The organism is Jiangella anatolica, assembly GCF_003236295.1.
GTDB classification, from domain to species: Bacteria; Actinomycetota; Actinomycetes; order Jiangellales; family Jiangellaceae; genus Jiangella; species Jiangella anatolica.
In genome coordinates this window covers 1-22,277 of record NZ_POTW01000078.1, presented here as the reverse complement: position 1 = coordinate 22,277, position 22,277 = coordinate 1, and the positions used below count along the sequence as shown (strand labels likewise).

Annotated in this window: 26 protein-coding genes; 8 read left to right on the top strand and 18 right to left on the bottom strand. The window is 73.9% G+C overall.

Annotation, left to right across the window (positions count from 1 at the left end; all coding sequences use genetic code 11):
- Position 1: 1 nt before the first annotated feature.
- The 6 genes from C1I92_RS24675 to C1I92_RS24650 are packed head-to-tail and all read right to left on the bottom strand — an operon-like array spanning position 2 to position 5,869.
- Complete coding sequence (locus C1I92_RS24675) at positions 2–1,690, bottom strand: ribonuclease J (protein ID WP_111257298.1); 1,689 nt, start codon at positions 1,688–1,690, stop codon at positions 2–4.
- Positions 1,687–2,619, bottom strand: coding sequence for a 4-hydroxy-tetrahydrodipicolinate synthase (gene dapA, locus C1I92_RS24670; RefSeq protein ID WP_111257297.1), 933 nt, complete (start codon positions 2,617–2,619; stop codon positions 1,687–1,689). Before dapA ends, C1I92_RS24675 begins: the two co-directional genes overlap by 4 nt.
- 41 nt (positions 2,620–2,660) lie before the next feature.
- Complete coding sequence (locus C1I92_RS24665) at positions 2,661–3,788, bottom strand: PrsW family intramembrane metalloprotease (protein WP_111257296.1); 1,128 nt, start codon at positions 3,786–3,788, stop codon at positions 2,661–2,663.
- The gene (locus C1I92_RS24660; protein ID WP_233507210.1) at positions 3,785–4,426 is read right to left on the bottom strand and encodes an HAD-IA family hydrolase; all 642 of its coding nucleotides are present in this window, start codon (positions 4,424–4,426) and stop codon (positions 3,785–3,787) included. The genes C1I92_RS24665 and C1I92_RS24660 overlap by 4 nt, the downstream gene beginning before the upstream one ends.
- Before the next feature lie 22 nt (positions 4,427–4,448).
- Positions 4,449–5,165: an ABC transporter permease gene (locus C1I92_RS24655; protein ID WP_111257294.1), complete on the bottom strand. Its 717-nt coding sequence runs from the start codon at positions 5,163–5,165 to the stop codon at positions 4,449–4,451.
- Entirely contained in the window at positions 5,165–5,869 is a 705-nt protein-coding gene (locus tag C1I92_RS24650; protein ID WP_111257293.1) for an ABC transporter ATP-binding protein, read from the bottom strand. The genes C1I92_RS24655 and C1I92_RS24650 overlap by 1 nt, the downstream gene beginning before the upstream one ends.
- Before the next feature lie 99 nt (positions 5,870–5,968).
- On the opposite strand from C1I92_RS24650, the gene C1I92_RS24645 reads away from it, so the two are divergent.
- Positions 5,969–6,814, top strand: a complete 846-nt coding sequence (locus tag C1I92_RS24645; RefSeq protein ID WP_111257292.1) for a sensor histidine kinase — start codon at positions 5,969–5,971, stop codon at positions 6,812–6,814.
- Positions 6,811–7,461 carry a response regulator gene (locus C1I92_RS24640; RefSeq protein WP_111257291.1) on the top strand — a complete coding sequence of 217 codons (651 nt, stop codon included), beginning with the start codon at positions 6,811–6,813 and terminating at the stop codon, positions 7,459–7,461. The genes C1I92_RS24645 and C1I92_RS24640 overlap by 4 nt, the downstream gene beginning before the upstream one ends.
- Here C1I92_RS24640 and paaE read toward each other — a convergent pair.
- The 6 genes from paaE to C1I92_RS24610 all read right to left on the bottom strand — a co-directional run bounded on the left by paaE (position 7,449) and on the right by C1I92_RS24610 (position 11,958).
- The gene (gene paaE, locus C1I92_RS24635) at positions 7,449–8,549 is read right to left on the bottom strand and encodes a 1,2-phenylacetyl-CoA epoxidase subunit PaaE (RefSeq protein WP_111257290.1); all 1,101 of its coding nucleotides are present in this window, start codon (positions 8,547–8,549) and stop codon (positions 7,449–7,451) included. The two genes, C1I92_RS24640 and paaE, sit on opposite strands and share 13 nt — an antisense overlap.
- Positions 8,546–9,010, bottom strand: coding sequence for a 1,2-phenylacetyl-CoA epoxidase subunit PaaD (gene paaD / locus C1I92_RS24630; RefSeq protein ID WP_111257308.1), 465 nt, complete (start codon positions 9,008–9,010; stop codon positions 8,546–8,548). The genes paaE and paaD overlap by 4 nt, the downstream gene beginning before the upstream one ends.
- The gene (gene paaC / locus C1I92_RS24625) at positions 9,007–9,729 is read right to left on the bottom strand and encodes a 1,2-phenylacetyl-CoA epoxidase subunit PaaC (RefSeq protein WP_111257289.1); all 723 of its coding nucleotides are present in this window, start codon (positions 9,727–9,729) and stop codon (positions 9,007–9,009) included. The genes paaD and paaC overlap by 4 nt, the downstream gene beginning before the upstream one ends.
- Entirely contained in the window at positions 9,726–10,010 is a 285-nt protein-coding gene (gene paaB / locus C1I92_RS24620; protein ID WP_111257288.1) for a 1,2-phenylacetyl-CoA epoxidase subunit PaaB, read from the bottom strand. The genes paaC and paaB overlap by 4 nt, the downstream gene beginning before the upstream one ends.
- Positions 10,007–10,981: a 1,2-phenylacetyl-CoA epoxidase subunit PaaA gene (gene paaA / locus C1I92_RS24615; protein ID WP_111257287.1), complete on the bottom strand. Its 975-nt coding sequence runs from the start codon at positions 10,979–10,981 to the stop codon at positions 10,007–10,009. Before paaA ends, paaB begins: the two co-directional genes overlap by 4 nt.
- A 71-nt stretch (positions 10,982–11,052) precedes the next feature.
- Positions 11,053–11,958 (bottom strand): hypothetical protein, encoded by a 906-nt coding sequence (locus tag C1I92_RS24610; protein ID WP_199521561.1) that lies wholly within the window; start codon positions 11,956–11,958, stop codon positions 11,053–11,055.
- A 307-nt stretch (positions 11,959–12,265) separates the two neighbouring features.
- On the opposite strand from C1I92_RS24610, the gene C1I92_RS24605 reads away from it, so the two are divergent.
- From C1I92_RS24605 to C1I92_RS24595, 3 genes are read left to right on the top strand one after another with little or no spacing between them, the layout of a single operon-like run.
- On the top strand, positions 12,266–13,444 hold the full coding sequence (locus C1I92_RS24605; RefSeq protein ID WP_111257286.1) for a nitric oxide synthase oxygenase: 1,179 nt from the start codon (positions 12,266–12,268) through the stop codon (positions 13,442–13,444).
- Between the two features lie 10 nt (positions 13,445–13,454).
- Positions 13,455–14,024: a GNAT family N-acetyltransferase gene (locus C1I92_RS24600; RefSeq protein WP_111257285.1), complete on the top strand. Its 570-nt coding sequence runs from the start codon at positions 13,455–13,457 to the stop codon at positions 14,022–14,024.
- Positions 14,021–14,656 (top strand): DUF2461 domain-containing protein, encoded by a 636-nt coding sequence (locus tag C1I92_RS24595; RefSeq protein ID WP_111257284.1) that lies wholly within the window; start codon positions 14,021–14,023, stop codon positions 14,654–14,656. The genes C1I92_RS24600 and C1I92_RS24595 overlap by 4 nt, the downstream gene beginning before the upstream one ends.
- Here C1I92_RS24595 and C1I92_RS24590 read toward each other — a convergent pair.
- Positions 14,653–15,297 carry an ASCH domain-containing protein gene (locus C1I92_RS24590; RefSeq protein ID WP_111257283.1) on the bottom strand — a complete coding sequence of 215 codons (645 nt, stop codon included), beginning with the start codon at positions 15,295–15,297 and terminating at the stop codon, positions 14,653–14,655. The genes C1I92_RS24595 and C1I92_RS24590 overlap by 4 nt on opposite strands.
- Before the next feature lie 73 nt (positions 15,298–15,370).
- Between C1I92_RS24590 and C1I92_RS24585 the strand changes: the two genes are divergently transcribed.
- From C1I92_RS24585 to C1I92_RS24575, 3 genes are read left to right on the top strand one after another with little or no spacing between them, the layout of a single operon-like run.
- Entirely contained in the window at positions 15,371–16,063 is a 693-nt protein-coding gene (locus tag C1I92_RS24585; protein WP_111257282.1) for an AzlC family ABC transporter permease, read from the top strand.
- Positions 16,060–16,371 (top strand): AzlD domain-containing protein, encoded by a 312-nt coding sequence (locus tag C1I92_RS24580; protein ID WP_111257281.1) that lies wholly within the window; start codon positions 16,060–16,062, stop codon positions 16,369–16,371. The genes C1I92_RS24585 and C1I92_RS24580 overlap by 4 nt, the downstream gene beginning before the upstream one ends.
- A gap of 9 nt (positions 16,372–16,380) precedes the next feature.
- The gene (locus tag C1I92_RS24575) at positions 16,381–16,698 is read left to right on the top strand and encodes an NIPSNAP family protein (protein WP_111257280.1); all 318 of its coding nucleotides are present in this window, start codon (positions 16,381–16,383) and stop codon (positions 16,696–16,698) included.
- Here C1I92_RS24575 and C1I92_RS24570 read toward each other — a convergent pair.
- The 5 genes from C1I92_RS24570 to C1I92_RS24550 all read right to left on the bottom strand — a co-directional run bounded on the left by C1I92_RS24570 (position 16,664) and on the right by C1I92_RS24550 (position 21,771).
- Positions 16,664–16,999, bottom strand: a complete 336-nt coding sequence (locus tag C1I92_RS24570; protein WP_111257279.1) for a hypothetical protein — start codon at positions 16,997–16,999, stop codon at positions 16,664–16,666. The genes C1I92_RS24575 and C1I92_RS24570 overlap by 35 nt on opposite strands.
- A 79-nt stretch (positions 17,000–17,078) precedes the next feature.
- Positions 17,079–18,905, bottom strand: coding sequence for a gamma-glutamyltransferase (gene ggt, locus C1I92_RS24565; protein ID WP_111257278.1), 1,827 nt, complete (start codon positions 18,903–18,905; stop codon positions 17,079–17,081).
- Positions 18,906–19,386: 481 nt separating this feature from the next.
- Entirely contained in the window at positions 19,387–19,833 is a 447-nt protein-coding gene (locus tag C1I92_RS24560; protein WP_233507209.1) for a hypothetical protein, read from the bottom strand.
- Positions 19,830–20,570: a 4-hydroxy-tetrahydrodipicolinate reductase gene (gene dapB, locus C1I92_RS24555; RefSeq protein WP_111257277.1), complete on the bottom strand. Its 741-nt coding sequence runs from the start codon at positions 20,568–20,570 to the stop codon at positions 19,830–19,832. Before dapB ends, C1I92_RS24560 begins: the two co-directional genes overlap by 4 nt.
- Positions 20,571–20,664: 94 nt before the next feature.
- A complete protein-coding gene (locus C1I92_RS24550; protein ID WP_111257276.1) occupies positions 20,665–21,771 on the bottom strand; it encodes a hypothetical protein in 1,107 nt (368 codons plus the stop codon).
- Positions 21,772–22,277: the final 506 nt, after the last annotated feature.

Sequence of the window (22,277 nt, the reverse complement as noted above, 5' to 3'; positions counted from 1 at the left end):
GCTACGACTCGACGACCACCGGGATGATCATCGGGCGGCGGCGCAGCCGGCCGCCGACCCAGCGGCCGATCGTGCGGCGCACCGTCTGCTGCAGCTGGTAGGTGTCGGCGTTGCCGCCCTCGGCCGCCTTCTCCAGCGCGGCCACCAGCTCCGGCCGGATGTCGTCGAAGACGCTGTCGTCCTCGGCGAAGCCGCGGGCGTGGATCTCCGGGCCGCCGGTGACCTTGCCGGTGACGGAGTCGACCACGACGACGACGGAGATGAAGCCCTCCTCGCCGAGGATCCGGCGGTCCTTCAGCGACGCCTCGGCGACGCCGCCGACGTTGGAGCCGTCGACGTAGACGTAGCCGCACGGCACCGAGCCGACCACCTTCGCGACCCCGTCGAGCAGGTCGACGACGACGCCGTCCTCGGCCAGCGCGACCCGTTCGCGCGGCACCCCGGCCGCCACCGCGATGTCGGCGTTGGCGAACAGGTGCCGGGTCTCGCCGTGGATGGGCATGACGTTGCGCGGCTTGACCAGGTTGTACACGAACAGCAGCTCGCCGGCCGAGGCGTGCCCGGACGTGTGCACCTTGGCGTTGCCCTTGTGCACGACCGTGGCGCCCTCGCGGGTGAGGCCGTTGATGACGCGGCCGACGGCGTTCTCGTTGCCCGGGATCAGCGACGACGCCAGCACGACGACGTCGCCCGGCTCGATCCGGATCGCCGGGTGGTCGCGGTTGGCGATGCGCGACAGCGCCGCCATCGGCTCGCCCTGCGACCCGGTCGACATCAGCACGACCTTGTCCGGCGGCAGGTCGTCGATCGACTTGAGGTCGACGAGGGTGCCGCCCGGGACGGTGAGGTAGCCGAGATCGCGGGCGATGCCCATGTTGCGCACCATGGACCGGCCGACGAAGGCGACCTTGCGGCCGTGCGCGACGGCGACGTCGAGGACCTGCTGGACGCGGTGCACGTGGCTGGCGAACGAGGCGACGACGACGCGGCGTGGCGCGCGGCCGAAGACGCCGTCGAGGACGTCGGCGATGTCGCGCTCGTGCGGCGTGAACCCGGGCACCTCGGCGTTGGTGGAGTCGACCATGAACAGGTCGACGCCGGCGTCGCCGAGCCGGGCGAAGCCGTTGAGGTCGGTGAGTCGGCCGTCCAGCGGCAGCTGGTCCATCTTGAAGTCGCCGGTGTGCAGCACGACGCCGGCCGGGGTGCGGATGGCCAGCGCCAGCGCGTCCGGGATGGAGTGGTTGACGGCGAGGAACTCGACCTCGAACGGGCCGAACCGCTCCGTCTGCCCCTCCTTGACCTGCAGCTGGTAGGCGTCGATGCGATGTTCCTTGAGCTTCGCCTCGACCAGCGCGAGCGTCAGCCGGGAGCCGACGACGGGGATGTCGCGCTTCTCGCGCAGCAGGAACGGCACCGCGCCGATGTGGTCCTCGTGCCCGTGCGTGAGCACGATCGCCTCGACGTCGTCGAGCCGGTCCCGGATGTACTCGAAGTCGGGCAGGATGAGGTCGACGCCGGGCTGGTTGTCCTCGGGGAACAGCACGCCGCAGTCGACGACCAGCAGCCGGCCGCCGTGCTCGAACACGGTCATGTTGCGGCCGACCTCGCCGAGCCCGCCGAGCGGGACGACGCGCAGCGCCGCCGGGTCCAGCGGCGGCGGCGAGGGCAGCTCCGGGTGCGGATGACTCATGCGAGCCCCGCCTCGGCGAGGTCGGCGCGCAGCTGCGCGACCTGCTCGTCGGTGGCGGGGATGAGAGGCGAACGGACCGTGCGGTTCCGGATGACGCCACGCAGCTCGACGGCCGCCTTGGCCATGATGGCTCCTTGGGTTCGGGTCATGATGCCGCGCACCGCCGGGATCAGCCGCCGGTGCAGGCCCAGTGCCCGCGGCAGGTCGCCGGAGTCGACGGCACGCACCATCTGCGCGTACTCGGCGGCGGCGACGTGCCCGACCACGCTCACCATGCCGACGGCGCCGTGCGTGAGCAGGGCGAGGTTGAGTGCGTCGTCGCCGCTGTAGTAGGCCAGCCCGGTGCGGGCCATGACCTCCGACGACGCGAACACGTCGCCCTTGGCGTCCTTGACGGCGACGATGCGGTCGTGCTCGGCCAGCCGGACCAGCGTCTCGGTGGCGATGGGCACGCCGGTGCGGGCCGGGATGTCGTAGAGCATGACCGGCAGGTCGGTGGCCGACGCGATGGCGGTGAAGTGCTGGTAGAGCGCCTCCTGCGGCGGCCGGCTGTAGTACGGCGTGACGACCAGCAGGCCGTGCGCGCCGGCCTTCTGCGCGGCCTGCGCCAGCTCGCCGGTGTGGCGGGTGTCGTAGGTGCCGACGCCGGCGACGACGCGGGCCCGGCCGCCGACCGCCTCGAGGACGGCCCGCAGGACGAGGTCCTTCTCGGCGTCGGACGTGGTCGGGCTCTCCCCGGTGGTGCCGCCGACCACGATGCCGTCGCAGCCGTCGGCGACGAGCTTCTCCGCCAGGGCGGCGGTCCCCTCGAGGTCGAGGCCGCCGTCGTCGAGGAACGGGGTGACCATGGCGACCGACACGCGGCCGAAGGGTGCTGCCGCCGGCGCGCCGGACGTGGCGGCGGCGAGGGTGAAGAGCTCGTCGGACATGGAGGCAGATTACCGTGATCCGGAGCCGTGCACCGACCGCCTCACCGTCCGGCGCTGGTCAGCGCGACCGCGCGGGCCCTCGTCCCGGCGACGGCGGCGAGCAGCTCGGGCACCCGCGGGTCGGACCGGTCCTCGACCCGGCCGCGCCGCAGCCGCGTCATGAGGAACGCGAGCTCGGTGACGGCCACCTGGTAGGCCCGCACGGCGCGGGCCGCGTCGCCGCCGTACTGCGTGCGCATCGCCCGGGTCCAGCGGCGCCGGCTGCGCATCGTCGACAGCAGGTCGACCTCGTACCACGGGATCCAGCCGGCCTGCACGAACTCGCCCAGCCGGGCGGCGACGATGCGCTGCTCGCGGCGGCGTTGCCACACCGCGATGCCCAGCATGCCGGCGAACAGCGGCACCATGACGATGACGTAGACGGCGATGAAGCCGCTGCCGTCGTCGTCCCACAGCGCCGACGCGTTCCACAGCGCGTGCAGCCCGGCCGCCAGCAGGTAGCCGACGACCGGCAGGAACAGCCGCGCCGCGACCGACCGCCGGCCGGCCGCGAGACCCACGGCGATGCCGATGAACACGGTGAACAGCGGGTGCGCGAACGGCGAGAAGATGCCGCGCACGACGAACACGGTGTAGCCGTCGATGGACGCGGTGTCGAAGGCGCGGCCCAGGTAGAGGATGTTCTCGACGAACGCGAACCCGGCCGCGACCAACCCCGCGTAGACGATGCCGTCGACCAGCCCGTCCAGCTCGTCGCGCCGCCACCACAGCAGGCCGACCAGGAACGCGCCCTTCAGCGCCTCCTCGGCGAACGGCGCGGAGACCACCGACGACGTGTAGTCCCCGTAGGTGACCGCGACCAGCGAGTTCACCAGCAGCGCGCCCAGCGTCGCCACGCCGCCGCCCCACAGGAAGGCCGCCAGCATCGTCCGTCCAGGCTCGGGCTCCCAGCGGTCCAGCCAGAGGAACGCGCCGACCACCACCACGACCGGCAGCAGCGCGAACAGGGTGGCGGTGGCGACGGTGGACGGCGCGAGGTCGCCGACGGCCAGGCCGACCACGGCGACCGAGCAGGCCGCCGCCGCGACCAGGCCGAGCACCGGCCAGAACACGCGCCGGCGCTGCTGCCTGCTCCACGGCTGGTGCGCCGCCAGGTCGGTCGTCGTCATCCGGCTACGACGTCCACGAGCAGGGGGCCGGTTCCGTTGACGCTGATCCGCGCCGGGCCGGCGGCGACGAGGTCGGCCTCCAGCTGCCGGGCCTCGTGCGTCGAGGTGACGGCGACGACGGCCATCCCGGCGGCCCGGGCCGCGGCGATGCCGCTGGGCGCGTCCTCGACGACGACGCATCGAGCGGGGTCGATGCCCAGGCGCTGCGCGCCGAGCAGGTACGGCTCCGGGTTCGGCTTGCCGCGCAGGACGTCGTCGGCGGTGACGACGACGGACGGCGGCGTCAGCCCGGCCGCGCGCATCCGGGCGGCGGCGATGACCTTGCTGCCGGACGTGACGACGGCGCGCCGGCCCTCCGGGATCGACGCGAGCAGCGCGGCCGCGCCCGGCAGCGCCCGCACGCTGACCGCGTCGTCGATCTCCAGCTGGTCGATGCGGGTCAGCGCGGCGCTGACCATCGGACCCGGCAGCAGGTCGGCGACGATGTCGGCGGTGGTGCGCCCGTGCGCGGCCGCCAGCCCGGCCGGGTCGACGTCGTACTCGCGGCACCAGCGCAGCCAGCAGCGCGCGATGGAGTCGGTCGAGTCGACCAGCGTCCCGTCGAGGTCGAGCAGGATCGCGTCCGCCGTGAGCGCCACGACGACCGACCCTATCGGGTGCTCACGCGTCGCGGCGGCCGAGCACGACGGCGGCGACGGCGAGCAGCGCGGCCGTCCACGCGGCCATCACCAGCCCGCCGGGCAGCGGCGCCAGTGCGTCGTCGATCGCGATCCGGTCGTCGCCGGCGAGCATCCGCATGCCGGCCAGGTCCGGCAGGTACAGCGCCAGCGGCGTCGCCAGGGACAGCAGGAACGACACCGACACCACCGAGCCGTTGGCGATCAGCACGATCAGCGGGACGATCCCGTTGCGGGTCAGCGTCGTGATCGCCAGCGCGATCAGCCCGATGAGCACGGCGTAGACACCGGTTCCGGCGGCCCGGCCCACGACGTCGTCCGGCGCCGGTCCGGTGCCGCCGACCAGGCGGGCGGCCAGCAGCGCGACCGGGAACGCGACGGCGGCCGCGGCCGCGATCAGGACGGCGACGGTCGCGGCCTTCGCGGCCAGGACGGTCCGGCGCCTCGGCATCGCGGCGAGCGTGCCGGCGATCTGCCGGCCGCCGCCGTACTCGCTGCTGACGGCGACGACGCCGAGCACGATCGCGCCGATGGTGACCATCGGCGCCGCGTCCAGCGCCGCCTGCGCCGCCGAGCCGGCCGTGCCCTGTGCGGCGTAGAGCACCGCCAGCGCCGCCGGCGCCAGCACGGCGACGGCCAGGCCGGCGAGGGCGGCCGGCAGCGTGAGCGCCTTGCGCAGCTCGGCCGCGACGGCCGCCATCACGGCGCTCCCCCGCTCGTCAGCGCGAAGAACGCGTCCTCCAGCGTCCGGTGCCCGGCCGTGACGGCGGCCAGCGGTCCGGCCGCGACCACCCGCCCGGCGGCGATGACGACCAGGTCGTCGGCCAGCTCGGCCACCTCGCTCATCAGGTGGCTGGACAACAGCACCGTCCCGCCGGCGTCGGCGTGCGCGCGCAACAACCCGCGGATCCACCGGATGCCCTCCGGGTCCAGCCCGTTCACCGGTTCGTCCAGTACCAGCGCCGCCGGCTCGCCGAGCAGCGCCGCGGCCAGCCCCAGCCGCTGGCCCATCCCCAGCGACAGCCGCCCGGCCCGCACCCGCGCCGCGTCGGCCAGCCCGACCTGCTCCAGCACCTCGCCGACCCGGCGGCGCGGGATGCCGTTGCTGCGGGCCACCCAGGCCAGGTGCTGGCGGGCGGTGCGGGACCGGTGCGCGCCGGAGCCGTCCAGCACCGACCCGATCGTCCGCAGCGGATGCCGCAGCTCGCGGTAGGGGCGGCCGGCGACCAGCGCCGTGCCGGACGTCGCCCGGTCCAGGCCGAGCAGGATCCGCAGCGTCGAGGACTTGCCGGCGCCGTTCGGCCCGAGGAACCCGGTCACCCGCCCCGGCCGCGCCGTGAACGTCACGCCGGACAGCACGTCGCGCGCGCCGCGGCGCTTCACCACATCGTCGAATAGGAGCATGCGCCCATGTCAGCGTGGCGCGGACGCGTTGTCATCGGGCCAGGGTCGCTCGGACCGTGGTCCGATGACCGGGCCGCGGGCCGTCCCTAGACTCGGACCATGGAGAGCCGCCCGACCTGGAGCTCGCGGGCCTGGCCGGTCGCCTGGGCCGTGCTCTTCGTGCTGGTGATGGGCCTCATGTCGGTCGGCAACCAGGGCTCCACGGCGCAGCTGCTGCTGCCGCTGGTCATCGTGGGACTCGCGGTGCTGGTCGCCGGGTGGGCGGTGCTGCGCACCCGGCGGGAGCGGCGCGCCCACGAGGATCGGCTGGCCGCCTGGGCCGGCGAGCGGGCGGCCCAGGCCGAGCGGCTGAGGATCGCCGGTGACCTGCACGATCTCGTGTCGCACGGGCTCGGCCTGATCACCGTCCGGGCCGCTGTCGCCGCCCGGCTGGCCGGCCCGGCCGAGCAGGCGACCGCGCTGGCCGACATCGAGACGGTCAGCCGCGAGACCACGACCGAGCTGCGCCGCATGCTCACCGTGCTGCGCAGCCCGGACGCCGCGCCGCTGCGGCCGGCGGAGTCGCTGGCCGACCTGCCCGGCATCGTCGCGGCCGCCCGCGGCGCCGGGCTGGACGCGTCCCTCGAGCTGCCGGCGCTGGACGACGTCTCGCCGGGCGTGCAGCTGACGGCGTGTGCCGTCGTCCGCGAGGCGCTGAGCAACACCGCCCGGCACGCCGGCCCGGCCCGGGTCCGCGTGGCCGTGGAGCGCGACGGCGCGGCGGTGGTCGTGACGGTGCGCGACGACGGCCCGGCGGACGGCTGGGAGCCCCGGCCCGGCGCCGGGCACGGCCTGGCCGGCCTGCGGGAGCGGGTGACGGCGCTCGGCGGCACGCTCGCGGCCGGCCCGGACGGCGGCGCCGGGTTCGTCGTCGTCGCCTCGCTCCCTGAGCGGCCTGCGCCGTGACCGTCCGGGTCCTCATCGCCGACGACCAGCCGCTGCTGCGCCACAGTCTGGCACTGCTGATCGACGCGGAGCCGGACCTCGCCGTCGCCGGCCTGGCCGGTACCGGCGCCGAGGCGGTGGCGCTGGCCGCGGAGCTGCGCCCCGACGTCGTCCTCATGGACATCCGGATGCCCGGCGGCGACGGGATCGAGGCGACCCGGCGGATCGTCGGCGACCTCGGCGGCGTCCGCGTCCTCGTGCTGAGCATGTTCGAGCTGGACGAGTACGTGTACGCGGCGTTGCGGGCCGGGGCCAGCGGCTTCCTGCTCAAGGACGCCCGGCCGGAGCAGCTGCTGGACGCGGTCCGGCGCACGCACGCCGGCGAGTCGCTGTTCGCGCCGGCGATCCTGACCCGGCTGGTGGAGCACTACCTCGATCGGCCCGCGGCCGGCCGCGCCGCCCGCCTGGACGGGCTGACCGAGCGGGAGACCGAGGTGCTGGCGCTGGTCGCGGCCGGGCTGTCCAACGACGAGATCGCCGCCGCGCTGGCCATCTCGATCAAGACGGTGAAGACGCACATCGGCCACCTGCTGGCCAAGCTGGCCGCCCGTGACCGCGCCCAGCTCGTCATCGCGGCATACGAGAACGGGCTGGTTCAGGCGTCGTAGTCGACCTCGAGCGTCGGCGTCGTCGGGTGCGACTGGCAGGTGAGCACGTAGCCGGCCGCGATCTCGTCGTCCTCCAGGGCGTAGCGGCGCTCCATCGTGACGGCGCCGTCGAGGACCTTGGCCCGGCAGGTGCCGCAGACCCCGCCCTTGCAGGCGAACGGCGCGTCGTTGCGGACCCGCAGCACCGCCTCCAGCACGGTCTCGTCCGGGTCGTCGACGGTGACCTCGGTGCGGCGGCCGTCCAGCGACGCGGTCACCGCACAGGTGACGGCCTGCTGGCGGGCCTCCTCGCGGATCGCCGGCGGCGGGTCTCCGACGTGGTAGAGCTCGGCGTGGACGTGGGCGCGGTCGACGCCGCGGGCGGCCAGCACCTCGCGGGCGGTCGTGATCAGCTCGTACGGGCCGCACAGGTACCAGTCGTCGACGGTGTCCGGCGGCAGCAGCGTGTCCAGCAGCCGGCCGAGCCGGTCGCCGTCGATGCGGCCGGACAGCAGCTGCGTCGACCCGGGCTCGCGGGACAGCACGTGCACGAGCTGCAGCCGGTCCGGGTGCCGGTCCTTGAGGTCGGCCAGCTCGTCGAGGAACATCACCGACGACGACGTCCGGTTGCCGTAGAGCAGCGTGACCCGGCTGCCCGGCTCGGTGTCCAGCGCCGTCGCGACGATCGACAGCACCGGCGTGATGCCGCTGCCGGCCGCGATCAGCGCGTAGTGCTTGGCCTGCCCCGGATCGAACGACGGCGTGAACCGGCCGGCCGGCGTCATCACGTCGACCTCGTCGCCGGCCGCCAGCGTCTGCAGGGCGTGCGACGAGAACGCGCCGCCGGGGATCCGCTTCACCGCGATCCGCAGCATGCCGGATCCGGCCGGCGAGCAGATCGAGTAGCTGCGCCGCACCCCGTCGCCGCCGGGCAGCGAGACGTTGACGTGCTGGCCGGCGGCGTAGTCGTAGTCGGCGGCCAGCTCGGCCGGCACGGCGAACGTCACCGCGACGGCGTCGGCCGTCAGCGGCTCCACCGCCGCCACCCGGAGCCGGTGGGTGACCGAGTGCCTGCGCCGTTCCCGCGGCGCCGCGGTGGTCGTCGTCATAGCGCCTTCACGTGGTCGAACGGTTCCTGGCAGGACCGGCAGACCCACAGCGCCTTGCACGCCGTCGAGCCGAACCGGGACAGCTCGCGGGTGTCGGGCGAGCCGCAGTGCGGGCAGCGCACGGTGAGCGTGAGGGCGACCGTTCCCGCGGGGTGCGGCGGCGCGATGCCGGCGTCGGCGAGCGCGGCGCGGCCGTCGGGAGTGATCCAGTCGGTGCTCCAGGCCGGGGCCAGCACCGTCCGCACGTCGACGTCGTCGACGCCGTTCTCCGCCAGCGCGGCGACGATGTCGGCGCGGATCGCGTCCATCGCCGGGCAGCCGGAGTAGGTCGGGGTGATGTCGACGGTGACGGCTCCGTCGTCGTCGACCCGGACGTCGCGCAGGATGCCGAGCTGCTCGATCGTGACGACCGGCAGCTCCGGGTCCTGGACGGCGGCGACGACCTCGCGGACGGCGGTCACCACGTCGCTCCCGGGTGGGATCGGTGCAGGTGCTGCAGCTCGGCGAGGAGGTAGCCGAGGTGCTCGGTGTGCAGGCCGTCGCGGCCGCCCCGCCGTGACGCCGTCGGCTCCGGCACGGACAGGCCGGCCTCGGCCAGCACGCCGTGCACGTAGGCCGTCCACGGCTCGCGCAGCGCCGTGGGGTCGACGTCGGCGCCGTCGAACGGCTCGAACAGCTCGTCGACGTACGGCCAGACCGTCTCGAGCCCGGCCACCATGCGGCGACGGCTCTCGTCCGTCCCGTCGCCCAGGCGGAGCACCCACTGGGTGGCGTGGTCGCGGTGGTAGTGGACCTCCTTGACCGCCTTGCCCGCGACGGCGGCCACCGTCTCGTCGGCGCTCCCGCGCAGCCGGTCGTACAGCTCGTACTGGTAGGCGGCGAAGACCAGCTGGCGGGCCATCGTCACCGCGAAGTCGCCGTTGGGCAGCTCGACCAGCAGGACGTTGCGGAAGTCGCGGTCGTCGCGCCAGTACGCCAAGGCGTCCTCGTCACGGCCCGCGCCCTCCAGCTCGCCCGCGTACGTCAGCAGCGTGCGGGCCTGGCCGAGCAGGTCCAGCGCGATGTTGGCCAGCGCGACGTCCTCCTCCAGCTCCGGCGCGCGGGCCACCCACTCCCCCAGCCGCTGGGCCAGGATCAGCGCGTCGTCGCCGAGCGCGAGGGCGTACCGCTGGGTCGTCACAGGTGCTTCGCCTCCACCGGCACGTCGTAGAACGTCGGGTGCCGGTAGACCTTGTCGCCGGCCGGGTCGAAGAACGCGTCCTTCTCGTCCGGGCTGCTGGCGGTGATCTGGTCCGACGGCACCACCCAGATCGAGACGCCCTCGCCGCGGCGGGTGTAGACGTCGCGGGCGTTGCGGACCGCCATCGTGGCGTCGGGCGCGTGCAGGCTGCCGACGTGGATGTGTGACAGGCCGCGCTTGGCCCGGACGAACACCTCCCAGAGCGGCCACTCGGCGCTCATGCCGCGGCCTCCGCCCGCTTGGCCTGCTGTTTCGCGGCGTACGCCCCGGCCGCCTCGCGCACCCAGGCGCCGTCCTCGTGCGCCTCGACGCGGTGCCGCAGCCGCTGCTCGTTGCACGGCCCGTCGCCCTTGATGACGCGGAACAGCTCGTCGTAGTCGGGCGCGGTGAAGTCGTAGTGGCCGCGCTCGTCGTTCCAGCGCAGGTCCGGGTCGGGGATGGTCAGCCCGAGCACCTCCGACTGCGGCACCGTCATGTCGACGAAGCGCTGCCGCAGCTCGTCGTTGCTGAACCGCTTGATGCCCCAGCGCATCGACTGCTCGGTGTGGCCGCCGGAGACCTGCTCACCGGTGTCGGGCGGGCCGAACATCGCCAGGCTCGGGTACCACCAGCGGTCCAGCGCGTCCTGCGCCATCGCCTTCTGCGCCGCGCTGCCGCGGGTGAGCGTCAGCAGCGACTCGAAGCCCTGCCGCTGGTGGAAGGACTCCTCCTTGCAGATGCGGACCATGGCACGGGCGTACGGGCCGTACGAGCAGCGAGTCAGCGGCACCTGGTTGGTGATCGCGGCGCCGTCCACCAGCCAGCCGATCGCGCCGACGTCGGCCCAGGTCAGCGTCGGGTAGTTGAAGATCGACGAGTACTTCTGCTTCCTCGTGTGCAGCAGGTCGAGGAGCTGGTCGCGGCTGACACCGAGCGTCTCGGCCGCCGCGTAGAGGTAGAGGCCGTGGCCGGCCTCGTCCTGCACCTTGGCCAGCAGGATCGCCTTGCGGCGCAGGCTGGGCGCGCGGCTGATCCAGTTGCCCTCCGGCTGCATGCCGATGATCTCCGAGTGCGCGTGCTGCGCGATCTGCCGGATCAGCGTCCTGCGGTACGCCTCCGGCATGTCGTCGCGCGGCTCGATGCGCCCGTCGGAGTCGACGATCGCGTAGAACGCCGCCTCGCGGTCGTCGGTTCGCTGGTCGGTTGGCGCCATGGCTCCAGGCTAGGTCGCGATGTGACACCTGTCCAGCATGATTGTCTGTCGTGTGTAACACCATTGACGCGTCACGGCATCGCGAGCCGGTCGATGCCGAGGCCGCTGATCAACAGGCGCTCCTTCCGATTGCTGAGCAGCCCGCGGGTCCAGCCGGTGAACCCGCCGTCGCCGATCTCGACCAGCTCCGCGTCGCCCAGGCGGGCCATCACCTTGAAGCAGAGGCCCTCGTAGTAGCCGCGGCCACTCTCCCGGTCCGGGTCGAGCACGCCGCCCTCGACACCGTCGGCGACCAGCTGGAAGCGCGGATCCAGCACCGTCAACCGCACCTCGACCTCGCCGGCGCCGAGTCTTCGCAGCGCCGTGTCGATGACGGCGAGCTGCTCGGCCAGCGCCGTCCGCTCGAAGCCCAGCGAGCCGACGTCCCGGCCGGCGGTGACCTGAGCGAACAGCGAGAAGTGCGCGAACCGCGCCGGGCCGCCGGCCAGCTGGGCGCGCACGACGCGCTGGATCGCGGCCAGCCGGGCCACGCCGCCGGCCGCGTCGCTCCGCCGGCGGACCGCCGCCTCCAGCGCCAGCCCGTTGGTCGGGTCCGCCGCGACGTCCGTGCCGCGCACCGTCGTGACGATCTTGTTCTGGTCGACGGTCGCCAGCACCGAGTGCGTGCCGAGCGGGGCCAGCGGCGCGAGCGCCACCACGTCGACCGGCTCCGGCCGTCCCGCGAGCACGTCGAGCAGCACGTCCTCGACCCGGCGCAGGTCGCGGAACGGCACCGCCGCCGGCGCGGTGAACCGGTCGCCTCGGTAGCGCTCCAGCACGCCGGCCGGGGTCAGGGCGGCGGCGCGACGGCGCATCAGCTCCAGCTGCAGCGTGGTCAGGTCCGAGCCGGGCAGCGCCGCCAACGCCGTCAGCACGTCCTCGCCGCCCACCCGCCGCAGCACCCGGTCCAGCGCCGCCCGCGATCCACCGTCCGTCATGGTCCATGCCTATCCGCGGCCGCCGCCGCGGGTCCACCGGTTTTCACCGCCGCCTGGCCTCGTCACTCAGCGTGACGGGCGTCACTTTCGCCTCTCAGGGCGCGCTCGGGTGCCCGAAATGCCCCTATTTGCCCCTGACCTGCAGCGTCCCATTCGGACCGGGTTCTGATAGTCCGCGGCGATTCCAGTGATCGCCGGACGACGCCGTCCGCCCTCTGAGATCATTCGTGACGGTGTGTCATTTTCCCGGCACGATGATCATGTTCGGGGCGATTTGCCACCCTGCGACTGCGGAGGAGCTGACCCTGTGACGACCGATGGGACGCATCACCATCCGGGCCTTCCAGACGTTCCTATCCACTCCGTCGACCTCAGCGAAGCCGAGGCGTTCTTCCGGCAGCACGCCGCTGAGAACCCGCACGCACCCGATCCCGAGGTGCGGTTCAGCGAGGCGCTGGTCGAGTTCGGCCGGCGCGGCACGTTCAGCCACACCAGCGAGGAGCTGGAGTTCGGCGCCCAGGTCGCCTGGCGCAACGCCAACCGGTGCATCGGCCGGCTCTACTGGCGCAGCCTGATCGTCCGCGACCGGCGCACGGTCCGCAGCGCCGACGGCGTGGCCGCCGAGTGCGTCGAGCACCTGCGCGTCGCCACGAACGGCGGCCGGATCCGCCCGGTGCTGACGCTGTTCGCGCCGGACCAGCCCGGCCGGCCGGCGCCGCGGCTGCGCAACACGCAGCTGATCCGGTACGCGGGCTACCAGGGCATGGACACCGTCGTCGGCGATCCGGCGCAGACCGAGTTCACCCGCTGGGTCGAGGGCCTAGGCTGGTCGGGCAAGGGCACCGACTTCGACGTCCTCCCGCTGGCCATCGAGACCCTCGAGGACGGCGTCCGCTTGTTCGACATCCCCGGCGACGCCGTCCTCGAGGTACCTCTCGTCCACCCCGAGCTGCCCTGGTTCGCCGACCTGGACCTCAAGTGGCACGCGGTCCCGGCGATCTCGTCGATGCCGCTGCGGATCGGCGGCATCACCTACCCGACGGCGCCGTTCAACGGCTGGTACATGGGGACGGAGATCGGCTCGCGCAACCTCGTCGACACCGACCGGTACGACCGCATGACGCAGGTGGGCCGGCTGCTCGGGCTGGACGTCGACAACGAGCGGTCGCTGTGGCGCGACCGCGTGCTCGTCGAGATCAACCGGGCCGTGCTGCACTCGTTCGACGCCGCCGGTGTGAAGATCGCCGACCACCACCACGAGTCCGAGATGTTCATGCGGTTCGTCGGCAAGGAGGAGCGGGCCGGCCGCGTTCCGCACGCGGAGTGGTCGTGGGTGGTCCCGCCGCTGTCCAGCACGACGTCGCCGGTGTACCACCGCTACTACGACGACTCGACGGAGCTGCCGGGCTTCCTGCCGTCCACCGGCTGGACCCCGCCGGTGAACGAGGACGTCCCGGCCGAGTGCCCGCACCACGCGCGCACGTAGAGTAGGACGGGTGTCCGAACAGCCCGTCGCCGATCGCAGCGTCCGCCTCGCCTGGGCCGCCGACACCGACTCGATCGGTGCCGTGCAGGCCCGGGCGTGGACGGCGTCCTACGGCTCCCTGCTCCCCCCGGCGGTGCTGGCCGACGTCGACGCGCCGACGTTCGCGGCCGCCTGGCGCGAGGCCGTCACCCGTCCCCCGTCGGCCCAGCACCGCGTGCTCGTCGCGCTCGAGGCCGGCCGCGTCGTCGGGTTCGCCGCCACCGCGCCGTCCGAGGACCCCGACGCGCAGCCCGGCGACGGCGAGGTGGTCGCCTTCCACGTCGACCCGGCCTCGCTCGGCGAGGGGCACGGGTCGCGGCTGCTGGCCGCCGTCGCCGACACGTTGCGTGCCGACGGCTTCACCCGCGCCCGCATCTGGCTGGTCGTCGGCGACGACGCGCTGCGCGGGTTCCTCGAGCCGGCCGGCTGGGCGCCGGACACCGCGCACCGCACCCTTGACCTGACCGGCGACGGGTCGGCGACGCTGCGTCAGGTGCGGCTGCACACCTCCCTGTCGTCGGATGAGGAGGCCGCGTCATGACGTTCGCCGGCATCCCGGTCGAGGCGCTGGACTTCTACGAGGACCTCGAGAACGACAACACCAAGTCGTTCTGGACGGCGCACAAGTCGGTGTACGAGAGCTGCGTCCGCGACCCGATGCGGGCGCTGGCCGAGGAACTGGCGCCGGAGTTCGGTGCCGTCCGGTTCTTCCGCCCCTACCGCGACGTCCGGTTCGCCGCGGACAAGTCGCCGTACAAGACCCAGCAGGGCGTCACCGTCGGCGGCTGCTACGTGCACATCGGCGCCCCCGGCCTGTTCGTCGCCGCCGGCTACTACCAGATGGCGCCGGACCAGGTCGCCCGCTACCGCGCCGCCGTCGACGAGGAGCGGCGGGGCAAGGCGCTGGCCGCGATCGTCTCGGACATCCGCGACGCCGGGTACGTCGTCGGCGGCGACGCGCTGAAGACGCGGCCGCGCGGCTACGACGCCGACCATCCGCGCATCGACCTGCTGCGGCAGAAGGCGCTGGTCGCCTGGCTGGAGGTCGGCGCGCCGGACTGGCTGCACACGCCGGCCGCGGCGACCCATGTGGCGGCGGCCTGGCGCGACCTGGCGCCGCTCAAGGGCTGGCTCGACGACCACGTCGGGCCGTCGGACCAGCCGCGCCGCTAGTCCGTCGGGGTGGTGGCACGCTTGCGCGTCGCGCCGGTCGCGCTCGTGGCGCCGGTGGCGTCGGCCGTCGCGTCGAGGTAGGCGCGGCCGCGGGGCGAGATGCGGTAGCCGATCGGGAAGCTCAGCGTCAGCCCGAGGTTCTTCAGCTTGCGCACGTCGAGCTTGAACGGCGCCCGCTCGCGGCCGGCCATGTCCGCGAGATCGCCGGCGCGGCGCTCCGGGTGCTGCTCGATCAGCCGCAGCGTCTCGCGGGTCCACGCGCCGTAGGACGAGGCGCGGTCGAGGCGGTCCAGGCGCTTGGTGATGGCGTCGATCTCGGCCGCGTCGAGCTGGCCGCCGGAGGCCAGCTCGCTCCGCGGGTCCGGGTCCGTCGCCGGGTGGAACTGGACCCGGTACGTCGGGTTGGCCGGGTCGCCGGGCAGGTCGGCCCGCAGGCTGGCCGCGTCGGGGAAGCCGGCCGCGCGTGCGTCGTCGTCGGTGATGCCGGCCGGGTCGACGACGGTGACCGAGGTGACCTCGATGCGGCCGCCGTTCGTGCGGTACGGGCGGCCGGGCAGCACCTGCTGGCGCGACCAGCGCCGGAACGCGAGCGTGATGGTGCCCTCGGCGAGGCCCGGCCAGAAGCGCTTCTGGAACAGCACGCGGCCAGGCTACCGGTATCGCCATCCGGAACTGGCGCAGCACTGTCGGACCGAATGAGTACTGTCTGCCCCCATGGGTCACGAATCGCGGGCAGCGATCCGGCGCGACGCGGCCGCCATGGCCGGCTACGCCGGCGCGTTCGGCGCGTCCTTCGGCGCCGTCTCGGTCGCGTCGGGCCTCACGGTCTGGCAGACGATGGTGCTCAGCCTGGTGATGTTCAGCGGCGCGTCGCAGTTCGCGCTGGTGGGCGTCATCGGTAGCGGCGGGGCCGGGCTGGCCGCCGTCCCGACGGCGCTGCTGCTCGGTGTGCGCAACGCGTTCTACGGTGTGCCGCTCACGCGCATCCTCGGCCGGCGGGCGCTGTCCGGGCCGCGGCGGCTGGTCACGGCGCAACTGGTCATCGACGAGACGACCGCCATGGCCGTCGGGCACGACGAGGAGCCGGCCCAGCGCTACGCGTTCTGGGCCACCGGCGTGCTGCTGTTCCTGCTGTGGAACGCCGGGTCGCTGGCGGGCGCGCTGGGCGGGTCGGCGATCGGCGACCCCGCGACGCTCGGGCTGGACGCGATGATCCCGGCGGCGTTCCTGGCGCTGCTGTGGCCGCGGCTGCGTACTGCCGAAGGGCGCTGGGTCGCCGTCGGCGGGGCGCTGGTGGCGACGGTGCTGATCCCGCTCGTCCCGGCCGGGGTGCCGGTGCTCGCGGCGGCGCCGATCGCCGTCGTAGCGGGTCTGCTGCCGCGTCGAGGGCGTGAGGTGACGCGATGACGGGGGTCTGGGTCGCGGTGATCGTCGCCTCGGTGGGCTGCTACCTGCTGAAGCTGGCCGGCGTGTCGCTGCCGCCGTCGGTGCTGGAGCGCGACGACGTGCAGCGCGTGGCGACGATGCTGCCGGTGGCGATGCTGGCCGCCCTGGTGGCCGTCGAGCTGTTCGACTCCGCGGGTTCGCTCGGCCTCGACCTGCGGCTGCTGGCCGGGGTCGGCGCCGGCGTGGTCGCGCTGGTGCTGCGGCAGTCGTTCCTCGTGGTGATCGTCGTCGCCGCCGTCGTGACGGCCGTCCTGCGCGCGCTGACGTAGCCTGCCCGCGTGATCACCTGCGTCGTCACCTACACGATCGATCCCCGCAAGATCGCCGACTTCGAGCGGTTCGCCCGGCGCTGGCTGGCGCTGGTGGATGAGCACGGCGGCACCCACCACGGGTACTTCCTGCCGTCCGAGGGCGCCAGCGACCAGGCGCTGGCGTTGTTCAGCTTCCCGAGCCTGGCCGCCTACGAGGAGTACCGGACGCTGTTCGGCGTGCACCCGGACTTCGTCGCCGCCGACGCTCTGCGCGACGAGACCGGGTGCGTCCTGCGGTGGGAGCGGACGTTCATGCGCCCGCTCCTCCCCGAGGGCGAAGCCTGAGCGGCTTCGCGTAGGCGACGAGCACCACGCCGGGAAAGTCCGTCTCTGCGGCACGAAGAGCGGCCAGGGCGGCGCCGGTCAGCGCCGCCGGCCGCAGCAGCGTGCAGAGGTGCAGGGTGGCGCCGGCAGACGCCGGCGCGGGCGGGTCGGCGTGGTAGGTCACCACGTGGTGACCGAGCCGTTCCTCCAGTTGGCTCCGGGCCGCCGCGAGCGCCGGCGGCGGCACGAGCAGCTCCGTCAGCTCCAGGCGCCCGACGAGGTCGTCCGGTAGTTCCGCGAGCACCGGCAGCGCCCGCCGCACGTCGGCCAGGGCGGGCGGGCCGGTGGCCGCGGGCGCCGTCGCCGCGGGCGCCGTCGCCGCCGGCGTCGCCGCCCGGAGGTCAGCGCCGCGGATGGAGCACCGCCGCGCTGCCGCCGCCGCGGCGGACCGGTTCGGCGACCGCCTGCAGCCGATGCTTGCCCAGGAACTCGATCGCCGTCGCCGCCCCGATCTCCGGCGTCGGCATCAGCGTGTGCCTGTACACGTCCTCGAGGATCGCGCCGAGCGGGCCGCCGTCGATGGCGGGCTCGGCCGACGTGTTGACGGCGTTGGGCTGGAAGAGCCGGGGCGCGGCGAGCGCCGTGGGCAGGTCCATGCCGAGGTCGATCCGGTTCACCAGGGTCTGCAGCACCGTGCCGATGATGGTCGCACCGCCGGGGCTGCCGAGCGCCAGCAGCGGGTCGCCGTCGCCGTCGAGCACGATCGTCGGCGCCATCGACGAGCGCGGCCGCTTGTCCGGGCCGGGCAGGTTCGGGTCGGGCGCGCTGCCCTGCGTCGGGGCGAAATTGAAGTCGGTCAGCTCGTTGTTGAGCAGGAAGCCGCGGCCGGGGACGGCGATACCGCTGCCGCCGGTCTGCTCGATGGTCAGGGTGTAGGCGACGACGTTGCCCCAGCGGTCGGCCGTCGTCAGGTGCGTCGTGGAGCCATCGTCGGCGACGGCGGCCGGTTCGGCGGAGGTCGCGCAGGCGCCATAGTCGCCGTCGGGGACGCCCGGCGCCACCGGCTTCGGCGCGGCCGCGTCCGGGTCGAGCAGACAGGCGCGCTCGTCGGCGAACTCCTGCGACAGCAGCTCGTCCAGCGGCACGTCGACGACGTCCGGGTCGCCGACGTAGCGGTTGCGGTCGGCGAACGCGAGCGCCGTCGCCTCGAGATAGTGGTGCAGGGCCTGGGCCTCGTCCATCGCGCCGAGGTCGTAGTTCTCGAGGATGTTCAGCGCCTCGCCGACGGTCGAGCCGCCCGACGACGGCGGCGGCATGCCGTAGACCTGCAGGCCGCGGTAGTCGACGAGGGTGGGCTCGCGCTCGATGACCTCGTAGCCGGCCAGGTCGTCGGCCGTCAGGTCGCCGGGGCGGACCACGCGCGTGGCGCCGTCGCGGACCGGCGGGTCCTGGACGGTCGCGGCGATCTCGTCCGCGATCGGGCCCTCGTAGAACACGTCGGTACCGTGCCGGGCGATCTGCCGGTAGGTGGCGGCGAGGTCGGGGTTGGGCAGCACCGTGCCGACGGCGGGCGGTGCTCCGCCGGGCAGGTACAGCTCGGCCGTCGCGGGGAAGTCGGCGAAGATCGCCGCGTTCGCCTCGACCTGTGACCGGAACGTCTGGTCGACGACGAACCCGTCCTCCGCGAGGTCGATGGCCGGGGCGAGGTTGCGGGCGAGGCTGCGGCGGCCCCAGCGGTCCAGCGCCTCGGCCCAGGTGGCGAGCGTGCCCGGCGTGCCGACGGACAGACCGCTCACCCGCGCCTCGAGGAACGCCAGCGGCTGCCCCGTCGCGGGGTTGATGAACCGCGTCGCCGTCGCCGTCGCCGGCGCGCTCTCCCGCCCGTCGAGGGTGCTGACCTCACCGGACCTCGCGTCGTAGTAGACGAAGAACCCGCCGCCGCCGATGCCCGCGGAGAACGGTTCGCTGACGCCCAGTGCCGCGGCCGCCGCCACCGCCGCGTCGACCGCGTTGCCGCCCCGTCGCAGCACCTCCAGCCCGGCGGCCGTGGCGTCCGCATCGACCGTGGCAACCGCACCGCCCGATCCCGTCGCGACGGGTTGCTTGGGCGGTGGGTCGCTCTGCTGGCGATCCGGGGCCGCCTGCGCCGGTGCGAGCAGACCCACCCCCGCCACGGCGATCGTTCCGACGAGGGCCACTGTCGTCCGCATGCTCCGGCGCACACCCATCACCCGTCTCCTTGACCGAGCCCCCGTGTGTCCCTCCCTACCTTGCCGGGTTTCGATCTCGGAGAGAAGGCCCCGCGCGCCGCCCACGCCCCCCGCCGGATGTCGCGCAGCCGCTTTCGCGGGACGTGCAGGAGTCAGCCCGTGCACGTCGCGCAGCCGCTTTCGCGGGACGTGCAGGAGTCAGCCCGTGCACGTCGCGCAGCCGCTTTCGCGGGACGTGCAGGAGTCAGCCCGTGCAGAGCACACGCTCGCCGAGCCGCCGCCCAGCGCCTTCGCCGGACGTCGCCCAGCCGCATCGCGCACGAGCAGGCACCAGCCGTGCAGAGCACACGCTCGCCGAGCCGCCATCCAGCGCCTTCGCCGGACGTCGCCCAGCCGCATCGCGCACGAGCAGGCACCAGCCATGCAGAGCAACGCTCACCGAGCAGCCACCCAGCGCCCTCCCCGAACGTCGCCCAGCCGCATCGCGCACGAGCAGGCCTCAGCCATGCAGAGCAAACGCCCGCCGAGCAGCCTCCCGCGCCCGGGACCGGTCGCCGGCGTCGTCGTAGGCGAGGGCCAGCCGGAACCAGGCCCGCCAGTCCTCCGGGCTCGCCTCGACCTCGGCACGGCGCCGCTGGAACAGCTCGTCGGCCGCCGCCCGCTCCGCCCGCCCGCTGGGCCGCCGCGGCAGGTCGTCGACCGGGAGGCCGCCCTCGACCTCCAGCTCCCGGGCCAGTGTCTGCATCCGCAGCCCGAACCGGACCGAGCGCCACAGCACCCAGCCGCCGACCACCGCGATGACCACGACCGCCACGCCGATGCCCGCGCCGGCCACCGACCCGGACCCGATCAGCAGCACGCCGCGCCACATCACGAGCACCAGCAGTGCGCCGACGAGCACCGCCATGCCGGCGGCCCAGATCCGGTCGCGCCGTTCGCCCCTCACAGGTCGAGGATCTCCTCGAGCCCCACGGTCAGCCCCGGCCGATCGACGACGCCGCGCACACCGGCCAGCACGCCCGGCATGAACGAGGCACGGTCGTACGAGTCGTGTCGCAGGGTCAGGGTCTCGCCCGGTGAGCCGAACAGCACCTCCTCGTGCGCGACCAGTCCGCGCAGCCGGACCGCGTGCACCGGCACGCCGTCGACCTGAGCGCCGCGGGCACCCTCGAGTCCGCTCGCCGTGGCGTCCGGCGCCGGCGGCACGTCCGCGGCCCGGCGTGCCTCGGCGATCAACTCGGCGGTGCGGACCGCCGTCCCGCTGGGTGCGTCGACCTTGTCCGGGTGGTGCAGCTCGATCACTTCGACCGACTCGTAGAACCGGGCCGCCTGTGCGGCGAACCGCATCGTCAGGACCGCCCCGATGGCGAAGTTCGGGGCAATGAGCACGCCCACCTTCGGGTGCACGGCCAGCGCCGCCCTGACCTGGTTCAGCGACTCGTCCGTCCAGCCGGTGGTTCCGACGACCACATGCACGCCCTGTTCGACGCAGTGCAGCACGTTGGCGAGCGTCGCGCCCGGCACGGTGAACTCCACCGCGACGTCGGCGTTCCCGAGATCCCCGAGGTCGTCGCCGACGTCGAACCGCCCGGCGAGCTCGAGGTCGGCAGCCTGCTCGACCGCCTCGATCACTTGCCGCCCCATGCGACCGGCCGCGCCGATCACCGCCACCCGTAACGTCATGGGCACAGTCTCTCGTATCCCCGCGATCACCTTCCTCCCTGGTCGCCCGCCATGCCGGCCGACGCCGCTTCGCCCGTCATCGACTCGGCTCCGATCACGGCGGCTCCGCCGCGGCGAGGGACAGGAAGCGCTCACGGTCCAGCCCGTTGCTGGCCGCCGCCCAGGCCTTCCACAACGCCGCGTACCCCGGTCCGACCAGCCGCCGGCGCACCTCGACCTCGACCGGCGGATCGGACAGGGCGCCGGCTGCGTGATAGGCGTACACCGGCGTCGAATCGGGATCGACCCCGTGCATCGCCACCATCGACTGCACCACCGCGAACTGTTCGGCCGCCACCCGGTCCAGGCCTTGCTCCATCAGCAGCCGCACGCCCGCCGCCGGATCCGCGTCGTAGTCGGGCGGCGCCGGCAGGTACGTGACGCCGGACCGGGCCGCGGCTCCCAGCGCCTTGCACCGTTCGACGAGCCGGCGCGGGCGTGACTCGTCGAGCCGTTCCAGCCGTTGGGCGGCCGCCTGGTCGACCACGATCGGCGGGCTCGCGAAGACCAGCGCCGGCAGGCCGGGCACCTCGAGCAGCCGACCGTAGAGCAAGGCGTCCGGGGCCGGCCCCACCGCCTCGCCCAGGTGCCGAACGGACTGCCAGTTCCCCGAACCGTGGGCCCGGACACGGAGCTCGTTGCCGGTGAGCTCGCCCAGCTCGTACACCCGCCCAGGCGTCGCCGCCCAGTTCCGGCCGCCGCCGCCTCGCTCGGCGAGCTCGGGCGCGATCCGGACCAGGAACACCTCGAGCAGGAGCTCGTCGAAGAGGAGCACGTTCGCCGCCGTTCTGGCCAGGGCGGTGCGCTCGGCCAGCCCACGCCAGGAATGGTCGTCCCGGCCGGGTGCCATGGAGATGCCCGCGCCGGCGCAGACCTCACGCTCGACCCTGGCCGTCAGCGGACTCGACACCACCCCGATCCATCGCTGGGCGGCGGACACGGCGAACCTGGCCCATTGCCATGCCTCGGCGCGGTCGCCGAGCGTCAGCAGCGCGCCCACCTCGTCGGCCCACGGACTGCCGAGCCGGTGCGGCGTCCGGTGCAGATACCCGAACGCCCGCGCGAGGTCGCCGTTCTGTTCGGCCGCCATGGCCTCGAGGACCAGCTCGCGGTCACGGTTGGTGAAGACGGCAGGGTCCTCCTCGCGGCGTCGCCGGCCCATTCGCCGCCTGATGCGGCGTCTCTGCGGATGTGGCTTGCTCATGCCTCGACATTGCTCCGCTCGACCGGACGGAGCAACTGCGATCCGCCGGTTTGTGGACAACTCGGCGAACTCGTGCGGCCTGTGGACAAGCGGCTCGTGCCCTTGCCCGGGCAAGGGCACGAGCACTCGGGCAAGCGCTCTGATCTGCGCACACGGTGTGCGGGCAAGGGTCCGGGCAAGCGCGGTTCGGGAGCGTGGACGTATTCCGCCCCGGAGGGAGCCACCCAGTGTCCGCAGCCACCACCATCCCCGCGCCAGCCGGCCTCGGCCACGACCGCGACCGTGCGCAGGCCGCCGACGCTTGCCGGGCGCAGCCGGCTGCCGACGCTTGCCGGGCGACGCAGGCTGCCGCCAGCACCGCTCAGCCCGCCGACGCTTCCCCGGCCCAGCCGACTGCCACCAGCACCACCCAACCCGCCAACGCTTCCCCGGCCCAGCCGACTGCCACCAGCACCACCCAACCC